A 3,983-nucleotide genomic window follows, 5' to 3' on the forward strand; every position below is an offset into this window, starting at 1 on the left:
CGCCGGGGGAGGGGCGCGCCGGGGGAGGGGCGCGCCGGGGGAGGGGCGCGCCGGGGGAGGGGAGAGCCCCGGGAATGCGGTGACCACCACAGTGGTCACCTGAGAGAGATTCACCGCGCTTGCGCTGCGTGTCCCGGGGCCCTGTGGCATCCTGCGGGTGAAAGCGCCCCCGAAGCCCGGGGGCACGGGGGAGATCGGACAACGCGGGGTTCACCTGCGCGCCGGTCCGGGGGTGACCACGGGGTGGGAATCACGGTCCACGACGGCAGGTCTGCGACCTGGGGGATGGGGAAGACTGCGGCGTGTCGTCCACAGTCCACACACCGTGACTTTTTCTTTCACCACCATCCACAGGCTTATCCACACTGTGGATAACTACAGTTTTGTAATTTCCCGAATACCCCGAAGATCCACAACTGTGGAAAACCCTGTGGACTGCGCGGAAACCCCAGCGAAACGAACTTTTGTTCGCATTGTGGAGCAGGTGGACGCTTTCCCTCGTCCCCATCCACCGCTGTGGAAAGACGCGCTTTCGTCACAACTTCCACAGAGTCCTCCACACCCTGTGGATAACTCGGCTCCCCACCCGGTGAAGCGCGGCTATCATCGGTGGTGTTCCAACGTCGACCGCCTGGTCGCTACACAACCGGTCCCCCACCGGACCCCGCGGCGCCTCGCAAGGCTCCGAGGCGTTCAGAGACCCCGGGCACACGGGGACCCCCGAGACGCCCCGGAGCCCCGCGGCACCCGTGCCGGCCCGCTCCGACGCCGGCCCGGAGCCGGGGGAGGGGGAGGGGACCGGGACCGAAAGGAGAGTGCGAGATGGCCCTGCAGCCCCTCTACCGCGAGTTGATCGAGGCGATCCCGCAGACCGCCACCGTGGAGTCCGCCTCCACCACCGGCCTGTGGGCGCGCGTGACCGCCTCCCTGGACGGGGTGGCCTCCATCGGCATCGCCTACTGCGGCGGCCCGGGCCTGCGTGCCTGGGACGCCGCCATGGCGCGCGTGGCCCCCACCGACCCGCTCGACGCGCCGGCCGCCGCCGGGCTGACCGGGAGGAACCTGCGCGAGGTCGCGACCGACCTCATCGGCGCGGGGACTTCCGCCGAGCGTGCCCTGGCCGTCGCCGCCATCAACGCCTGGTACTCCCACGCCGGGACCGCCAGGGCCAACCGCTTCGTGCCCACCGCGGGTGCGGGCGGCGGGCAGGCCGAGTGGGGCCAGGTCTTCGATCCCTTCCGCGATGTCATCGCCGGCAAGACCGTCGCCGTCATCGGTCACCACCCGGGCGCGCCGTCGGCGCTCGACTCGGCCAGCGACTTCCACATGCTCGAGATCCCCGAGGGCCTCGACGAGCTGCCCCCGGCCGCCGAGTTCATCGTGCCGCGCTGCGAGATGGTCTTCATCTCCGGCTCCTCGTTCATCAACGGCTCCGCCCCGCGCCTGATCGAGCTGGCCGCCGAGTCCTACTGCGCCGTCATCGGCCCCTCCGCCCCGCTGGCCCCCGCACTCTTCGACCACGGCGTCGACCTCGTGGCCGGCCTGGTGGCCGACGACGCCGACGGCATGGACCGCGCCCTGGTTGAGGCCGCCTACCCGACGATATTCGCCCACGGCCACCGCGTGCACCGCTCCACGCCGGAGGGAACCTCCGTGCTGGACTGACGCGGCGTCGTCAAGCACGAAAAAGCCCCGGGTCACCGACCCGGGGCTTCAACTGCACAGAACTCAGGCGCGCACGGCCTGCGGGGCGACCTCGGCCATGGTCGGGGAGTGCTCGACCTCGCCGTCGGCACCCGCCTCGAAGGTCTGCTTCGACCAGATGCCGGAGCGCTTGGCCACGATCGTGGCGACCACGGACTGGCCGGTGACGTTGACGGCGGTGCGGCCCATGTCGATGATCGGCTCGATCGACAGCAGCAGGCCCACGCCGGCCAGCGGCAGGCCCAGGGTGGACAGCGTCAGGGTGAGCATGACGGTCGCGCCGGTGGTGCCGGCCGTGGCCGCCGAGCCGATCACGGAGACGAAGATGATCAGCAGGTAGTGCGTCATGTTCAGGTCGATGCCGTAGAACTGCGCGACGAAGATCGCGGCGATGGCAGGGTAGACCGCGGCGCAGCCGTCCATCTTGGTCGTCGCGCCCAGCGGGATCGCGAAGGAGGCGTACTCGGTGGGCACGCCCATGCGCCGCTCGGTCACACGCTGGGTCACGGGCATTACGCCCATCGAGGAGCGCGTGATGAAGCCGAGGCTGGTCACGGGCCACACGCGGCGGAAGAAGCCGGCGACCGGGATCTTGTTGAAGGCCAGCACGGCCGGGTAGATCACGCCGATGACGATGGCCAGGCCGACGTAGATGGCGATGACGAACTTGCCCAGCGAGCCGAGCGCGTCCCAGCCGTAGGTGGAGACGGCCTTGCCGATCAGCGCGGCGGTGCCGATCGGGGCCAGGCGGATGATCCACCACAGCATCTTCTGGATGATCTCCAGGAAGGACTCCATGAAGTTCAGGAACGGCTCGGCGGCCCGCCCGGTCTTGACCGCGGCGATGCCGATGGCCAGCGAGACCACCAGCAGCTGCAGCACGGAGAAGCTTAAGGTGGGCTCGCCGTGGCTCATGCCGGCGTGCAGGCCGAAGATGTTCTCGGGCACGATGCCCTGCAGGAACGCCGTCCAGCTGCCGGTGTTCTCCGGCTCGGCGGCCGAGGCGGCGTCCACGGAGGTGCCCACGCCCGGCTTGAGCACGAGCGCGACGAGGATGCCGCCGAGGACCACCGACAGGAACGAGGTCACCGCGAACCAGATGAGCGTGCTCACGGCCAGGCGCGCCGCACCGGTGACCTTGCGCAGGTTGGCCACGGAGGTGATCACGGCGGCGACCACCAGCGGCGGCACCATCAGCTTCAGCAGCTGGACGTAGGCCGCGCCGACGCCGGTGAGCAGGCCGGAGAGCCAGCCCTCGCCGGAGCCGCCGTCCTGGCCGCGGGCGATGAAGCCCAGGATCAGGCCGACGATCAGGCCCGCGATGACCTGCGCGCCGAAGCCCGTGGCCCAGCCGGGCAGGCGCCCCTTGCGCTGGTTGCCGTTGTCGCTTGCCGACGCCGCGTCCGTTCCGTCGCCGCGCACAGGCGCGGCGTCTGTGGCGCGCGCCGTCTCTTTCTCGCTCATGGATGAGGCTCCCGTCGAAGGTCTTGGTTAGTTGTCCACGGGGCCCGGAAGTCCCGCGCGGTTGGTTCTGGTGGTTGTGGCGGTGTGTGCGGGCTTACCCGTCACACTTTCTGTACTGCTCTGTCTATACTCATCAGACCACTGGGTCTTTTAGCATACATTCCGGTGTAACCCAGGGGAAGTCCGGGATATTCCCGTCTCTTTGTCCGTCGGGGTCGACCGGGCAGGTGGGAGGCCGGTGGTGGGGTCCGGTTGCAGGCGGGCGGGCGGTAGCGGGTGGTCGGGGCGTGGTCGGGGCGTGGTCGTGGGCGAATGAATCCGCAGGCGCGGTTCGGCCCTGCGTACGCGTCCTATTATCCTTGCGGTTAACCGGGACGCCCGGCATGAAGGTCCTGGCCCGGGCCACCGCAGCCGCTCCGCGGCGCGGTGGCCGCGGGATCTGCGCCGGCGTCCCTTTCCCGAGTGCACCCCGATCCCAGAAAGCAGGCGCCATGTCTTCGCCCTCCGACCCGTCGCGCGGCAGCGAGCCGCGGACCACGGACGACGAGGCGATCCCGCCCCAGGCGCAGGCCCCCGGTGCGGTCGCCCCGGGGGTCGCCGCCCCCGGTTCCGCCGTGCCGTCTGCCCCGGCGGCTCCTGCGGCCCCGGAGGCTCCTGCCGCTCCCTCGGCGCCGGCCGCTCCGGCCGAGCCCGGGGCCGTGGCTCCCGGCGCCGCTGCGCCTGGTGCCGCTGTTCCTGCGCCGCCGGCTGCTCCCTCGGCACCGGCGGTCGGTGTGCCCGCCGCGGCCGCTCCGGGCGCCGTCGCCCCCGGTGCC

General features: G+C 70.9%; 2 protein-coding genes. One reads left to right on the forward strand and one right to left on the reverse strand.

The genetic code is table 11. The features are described from left to right. The first annotated feature begins 822 nt into the window (after positions 1-822). Positions 823-1,665 (forward strand): Rossmann-like domain-containing protein, encoded by an 843-nt coding sequence (locus tag QQA02_RS11575; RefSeq protein ID WP_284773765.1) that lies wholly within the window; start codon positions 823-825, stop codon positions 1,663-1,665. A gap of 63 nt (positions 1,666-1,728) precedes the next feature. Here the strand turns inward: QQA02_RS11575 and QQA02_RS11580 are convergent, their stop codons facing one another. Further along, entirely contained in the window at positions 1,729-3,168 is a 1,440-nt protein-coding gene (locus QQA02_RS11580; RefSeq protein WP_284773766.1) for a dicarboxylate/amino acid:cation symporter, read from the reverse strand. Positions 3,169-3,983: the final 815 nt, after the last annotated feature.

It is taken from the genome of Corynebacterium sp. MSK006 (genome assembly GCF_030232385.1).
GTDB classification, from domain to species: Bacteria; Actinomycetota; Actinomycetes; order Mycobacteriales; family Mycobacteriaceae; genus Corynebacterium; species Corynebacterium frankenforstense_A.